Below are 6,000 nucleotides of genomic sequence, written 5' to 3'. Positions count from 1 at the left end.
TGATCTGCTTTTGATCTTGATCTTAGGCGCCCCGTTAAACCACGCTGGCCGAACGCAGGTAGTACGGAGCGGGTAAACCGGCAGGACGCCGGTTTAGCCGCGACGGGGCAGGGACGCCCCGTGCGGCGGCCCGCGGAGTAATGCCGGAGTGCGGGCACACCGAGCCCAAGCGAGGTGCCGAGTGGTGGGGCAAGAGCGTTTTGCTTACTTTTGCGCTGTTCAAAAGTGAGCCGCCGTAAGGGCGGAACCCATTTCAGCAACGCCCAAAAAACGGATATGTACTCACCCCCAAGGCCCCGTAACAAAACCGTCATTTCCCTCCGCTAGCCTCGCGGGCTTGAATGCCCGAGTCCCAAGCCCATGTTCAAAGGCCTGCTCTACGCCGCGCTGCTGTTCACCCTGACGGCCCACGCCGAAACCTGGCCGTCCAAAGACTGGACTCAAGGCGAGCAACTCAGCGGTCCCGCCGCCCAGGCCCTGGATGACTACGCTTTCCCGCCCCGCGACGACACCACTCGTAAAGGCATCCGCACCGACGCCTTGGTGGTCATTCGCGACGGCCAAATCATCTACGAACGCTACGCCGCGCCGACCACCGCGAGCACCCCGCACCTGACCTGGTCCATCAGCAAAAGCCTGATGGCCACTGTGCTCGGCGTGGCCTTCGGCGAAAACCGCTTCAAACTCACCGACCCCGCCGCGCGCTTTTACCCGCCGATGAAGCAACACCCCAGCGTAACCATGGCCGACCTGTTGCACTGGGCCTCGGGCCTCGACTGGCAGGAAGACTACGAATACGCCCCGCTGAAATCCTCGGTGGTGGCCATGCTCTACACCCGCGGCCGCCACGACATGGCCGAGTTCACCGCCGACACCGGCACCTTCAGCGCCCCCGGCCAGGCGTTCCGTTATTCCAGCGGCGACAGCAACCTGCTGTCCGCCACCCTAAAGGGCATGCTCGGCCACAAGGCCTACGTCGACTACCCGTGGACCGCCCTGTTCCAGCCTCTGGGCATCCGCAACGCCACTTGGGAAAGCGACGCCGACGAAACCTTCGTTGCCTCCTCATACGCCTATCTCACCGCCCGCGACCTGGCGCGCGTCGGCCTGTTGATGCAGCGCGACGGTCGCTGGGGCGATCAACAGGTGCTGCCCAAGGAGTGGGTCGCGTTCAACCGCCAGCCGTTCGATAAATACAAACCGGGCCAGGACGAAGCCGTTCCGGGCGGCCAATGGTGGCTCAACGGCGAGGTGCAAGGCGCCGTCAGACCCTGGCCGGATGCGCCCGCCGACACCTTCGCGGCCCTGGGTCACTGGGGCCAGGCGCTCTACGTGATGCCCGAGAAACAGCTGGTGATCGTGCGCTACGGCGATGATCGCGACGGCAGCTATCGCCACAATGAACTCCTCAAGCGCGTCCTCGCGGCGGTGCAACCATGATCCGCCGTCGTCCCTTCAGCAGCCTGTTGATTCTGCTGCTGCTCGCGTTGCTCGGCTGGGCCTGGCACGAGCGGGTCAACCTGCAAGCCTTCCCCGACATCATCGCGGCCTACACCGCCAAGGAGTACTGCTCGTGCCGGTACGTGGAGGGCAACCCCGCTGATTATTGCGTGGGGTATGTGAAGCAATACGTGCCCACCAGCGCCTTCGCCGATAACCCGGAAAAACACTCGGTGACCGCCAGCGGCCTGGGCCGCACCCACAGTGCCCAGTGGCTGAGCCAGCGCGAGGGCTGCCGCCTCTTGCCCTAATGCAGTCACACCGAACCTGTGGCGAGGGGGCTTGTCCCCCGTTGGGCTGCGTAGCGGCCCCAAAAAAACGGGAGCGCTACGCACTCCAACGGGGGACAAGCCCCCTCGCCACAAGGATCTCACCGGGCTGAGGTTCCACAGGGTGGAACCACCTTTGATTGTCCTCCTGCGCGCATCGCGGTTATCTGGCGGTGTGCAACGAAAAAGAACGGGAACACCCGCCTGCGAGGAGAATCACCATGAGCCCACACCAGCACATCCTGGATTGGCTGAGCGATGTCGCCAGCGACCTGCACGCCGTGCGTCAGGACATTCACGCCCACCCCGAACTGGGCTTTGAAGAAAACCGCACCTCCGCCCTCGTGGCGCACTCCCTGCGAAACTGGGGCTATGAAGTGCACACCGGCATCGGCCAGACCGGCGTGGTCGGTGTGCTGCGCAATGGCAGCAGTTCACGCAAGCTGGGCATCCGCGCCGACATGGACGCGTTGCCGATCATCGAAAACACTGGCGCCAGCTACAGCAGCCAACACGCCGGCTGTATGCACGCCTGCGGTCACGACGGCCACACCACCATGCTGCTGGGCGCCGCCCGTTACCTGGCCGCGACCCGTCAGTTCGACGGCACCCTGAACCTGATTTTCCAGCCTGCCGAAGAAGGCCAGGGCGGCGCCGAGGCCATGCTCGCCGACGGCCTGCTGGAGCGTTTTCCCTGCGACGCATTGTTCGGCATGCACAATATGCCGGGCCTGCCCGCCGGCCATCTGGGCCTGCGGGTCGGGCCGATGATGGCGTCCCAGGACCTGCTCACCGTGACCCTCGAAGGCGTCGGCGGCCATGGTTCCATGCCGCACCTGACGGTGGACCCGCTGGTGGCTGCCGCCAGTATGGTCATGGCGTTGCAGACCGTGGTGGCGCGCAATATCAATGCCCAGGAAGCCGCCGTAGTCACCGTCGGTGCCCTGCAAGCGGGCCAGGCGGCCAACGTGATTCCCCAGCAGGCGCTGTTGCGCCTGAGCCTGCGCGCCCTGGACGCAAGCGTGCGTGAACTGATGCTGGAGCGGGTCAAGGCGATCATCCTGACCCAGGCCGCGAGTTTCGGGTGCACCGCGCAGATCGAACATCGGCCGGCGTATCCGGTGCTGGTCAACCATCCCGAAGAAACCGAATTCGCCCGCCAGGTCGGTGTCGCCTTGCTCGGTGAAGTTGCCGTCGACGGCAACACCCACAAGCTGATGGGCAGCGAAGACTTCGCCTGGATGCTGCAACGCTGCCCCGGCAGTTACCTGTTTATCGGCAACGGCGTTTCGCGGCCGATGGTCCACAACCCCGCCTATGACTTCAACGACGACATCCTGTTGACCGGCGCCGCCTACTGGGGCGCGCTGGCCGAGAGCTGGCTCAAGCCCGCCTGACGACCTCTTTTTTCTGCCGCTGGACCCTTTCCCAACAGGTTGAATGGAGTGTTCCCATGCAGGCTACAAAACAAGGTGTATCGCGCACCCGCCAGGTGGTGGCGGCCGTGATCGGCAATGCGCTCGAATGGTATGACTTTATCGTCTACGGCTTTCTCGCCAGTATCATCGCCCGGCAGTTTTTCCCCTCTGAGGACGAATATGCCTCGCTGCTGATGGCCTTGGCGACCTTTGGCGTCGGCTTCTTCATGCGCCCGGTGGGCGGGATTCTGCTGGGCATGTATTCGGACCGCAAAGGTCGCAAGGCCGCGATGCAGTTGATCATCCGGCTGATGACCATTTCCATCGCGCTGATCGCGTTTGCTCCCAGCTACGCCGCCATCGGCATGGGCGCGCCGATGCTGATCGTGGTGGCGCGCATGCTCCAGGGCTTTGCCACCGGCGGCGAATATGCCAGCGCCACGGCGTTCCTGGTGGAAAGCGCGCCGGCCCATCGCAAGGGCCTGTACGGTTCCTGGCAGCTGGTGGGGCAGTGCCTGGCGGTGTTTGGCGGCGCGGCGATGGTGGCGTTGGTGACGCACTTCTTCGAACCGCAAACCCTTGAAGTGTGGGGCTGGCGCCTGCCGTTCATCTTCGGCTTGCTGATCGGCCCGGTGGGCTTGTGGATTCGTCGGCACATGGAGGATCCCGAAGAATTTATCGAGGCGCGCAAACAGGCCAAAGGTGCGGCGCCGAGCTTGATGGAGGTGATCCGCGATCACCGCCGCAGCATCCTGGTATCGATGGGCCTGGCCTGCGGGGCGACGGTGTCGTTCTACGTGGTGCTGGTGAACATGCCGACCTTCGCCCACAAGAATCTTGGCCTGCCGCTGGACCAGGTGCTGATGGTGCAGATGTTCGCCGTGGCGCTGATGACCGTGGTGATTCCGCTGTCCGGCCTGCTGTCGGATCGGCTGGGGCGGCGCCCGGTATTGATGGCGTTCACCCTGGCGTTTTTTGTGATGGTGTACCCGCTGTACGTGTGGGTCGCGGCGGCGCCGTCCATCGAGCGTTTGCTGGTGATGCAGGTGATGCTGTGCACCGCTATCGGCGGGTTTTTCGGCCCGGCGCCGACGGCCCTGGCCGAGCAGTTTCCCATCGAAGTACGCTCCACCGGGGTGTCGGTGGCCTACAACGTGGCGGTGATGGTGTTCGGCGGTTTTGCGCCGCTGATCGTCACCTGGCTCAGCAAGGTGCTGGGCACACCGGTGGCACCGGCGTTTTATGTGCTGTTCGCTTGCGTCCTGACGCTGCTGGGCACTTACTGCATGCATGAGGCGCCACGGGCGAAACGACCGGCGCCGTTTTCCAGCGAGGTGCAACCTTGAGTATTGTTGAACTGGATGCCATCGAACTGTCCCGGGCGATCCATGCGCGGCAGGTGTCCTGCCATGAAGTGATGCAGGCGTATCTGGCCCAGGTCGAACGCTTCAACCCGGCGGTGAATGCGCTGGTCTCGTTGCGCTCCGAGGAAGACGTGTTGGCCGAAGCGGTGCAGCGCGACCGGGAGCTGGACCAGGGCCAATCCCGTGGCTGGATGCACGGCATGCCCCAGGCGATCAAGGACCTGGCGGCCACCAAGGGGTTGCGCACCACCCTCGGTTCGCCGTTGTTTGCCGAGCACATGCCTCAATACGATGCGATCAGCGTGGCACGGGTTCGGGACAGCGGCGCGATCATCATCGGCAAGAGCAACGTGCCGGAGTTCGGCCTGGGTTCGCAGACCTATAACAGCGTGTTCGGCACGACTGGCAACGCCTATGACCCGAGCCTGGTGGCCGGTGGCAGCAGCGGCGGGGCGGCAGTCGCGTTGGCTCTGCGCATGCTGCCGGTGGCCGATGGCAGCGACATGATGGGCTCGCTGCGTAACCCGGCGGCGTTCAATAACGTGTTTGGCCTGCGTCCGTCACTGGGCCGTGTGCCTTATGGGCCGGCGCCGGAACTGTTTATCCAGCAACTGGGCACCGAAGGCCCGATGGGCCGCAGTGTGGCGGACGTGGCGCGGCTGCTGAGTGTGCAGGCCGGCTACGACGCTCGGGTGCCGCTGTCGCTCAAGGAGGATCCGGCGGTGTTCGGTGAGCCGTTGCAGCGCGATTTCAAGGGCGCACGGCTTGGCTGGTTGGGGGACTACAACGGTTATCTGCCGATGGAAGACGGCGTGATGAGCCTGTGTGAGTCGGCCCTCAAGGACTTTGCGGCGCTGGGCTGCGAGGTGGAAAACTGCCAGCCGGAATTCTCCTTGGAACGTCTGTGGCAGACCTGGCTGACGCACCGCCATTGGCTGATCCAGGGCTCCCTCGGCGCAGCCTACGCCGACCCGCAAAAACGCGCGCTGCTCAAGCCCGAAGCGCAATGGGAAGTGCAGGGCGGTTTGCAACTGAGCGCGGCCGATGTCTACCAGGCTTCGGTCAGCCGCAGTGACTGGTACCGCGCCCTCGGCAAACTGTTCGAACGTTACGATTTCCTGTTGCTGCCCACCGCCCAAGTGTTCCCTTTCGATGCACAACAACCCTGGCCGCGCGTTGTCGCAGGGCGCGAGATGGACACCTATCACCGCTGGATGGAAGTGGTGATCGGTCCCACACTGGCCGGCCTGCCGAGCATGAATGTGCCGGTGGGTTTCAACCCCCAGGGCTTGCCCATGGGCCTGCAAATCATCGGCCCGGCCCAGGCGGACAGGGCGGTGTTGCAGCTGGCGTACGCCCACGAACAACTGACCCGCTGGGTGCAGCGACGACCGCCCGCGTGCCTCGCCCCGACCGGCTGAGCCGCGACGGGCCTGTATCTTGCTGTGA

The 6,000-nt window shown here is 64.5% G+C and carries 5 protein-coding genes; all 5 read left to right on the top strand.

Annotated elements, in window-relative coordinates; all coding sequences use genetic code 11:
* Positions 1–360 precede the first annotated feature (360 nt).
* Positions 361–1,440, top strand: coding sequence for a serine hydrolase domain-containing protein (locus tag MUM_RS0129765; RefSeq protein WP_010176656.1), 1,080 nt, complete (start codon positions 361–363; stop codon positions 1,438–1,440).
* Entirely contained in the window at positions 1,437–1,751 is a 315-nt protein-coding gene (locus MUM_RS0129760) for a hypothetical protein (RefSeq protein WP_010176655.1), read from the top strand. Before MUM_RS0129765 ends, MUM_RS0129760 begins: the two co-directional genes overlap by 4 nt.
* A 239-nt stretch (positions 1,752–1,990) precedes the next feature.
* Positions 1,991–3,166 (top strand): M20 aminoacylase family protein, encoded by a 1,176-nt coding sequence (locus tag MUM_RS0129755; RefSeq protein WP_010176654.1) that lies wholly within the window; start codon positions 1,991–1,993, stop codon positions 3,164–3,166.
* Positions 3,167–3,222: 56 nt separating this feature from the next.
* Positions 3,223–4,533 (top strand): citrate-proton symporter, encoded by a 1,311-nt coding sequence (locus MUM_RS0129750; RefSeq protein ID WP_010176653.1) that lies wholly within the window; start codon positions 3,223–3,225, stop codon positions 4,531–4,533.
* Positions 4,530–5,972 (top strand): amidase, encoded by a 1,443-nt coding sequence (locus MUM_RS0129745; RefSeq protein ID WP_010176652.1) that lies wholly within the window; start codon positions 4,530–4,532, stop codon positions 5,970–5,972. The genes MUM_RS0129750 and MUM_RS0129745 overlap by 4 nt, the downstream gene beginning before the upstream one ends.
* The last annotated feature ends 28 nt before the right edge of the window (positions 5,973–6,000 follow it).

It is taken from the genome of Pseudomonas sp. PAMC 25886 (genome assembly GCF_000242655.1).
Taxonomy (GTDB): domain Bacteria; phylum Pseudomonadota; class Gammaproteobacteria; order Pseudomonadales; family Pseudomonadaceae; genus Aquipseudomonas.
The sequence above is the reverse complement of the archived record's forward strand: the minus strand, read 5'-3'. Positions and strand labels throughout refer to the sequence as shown.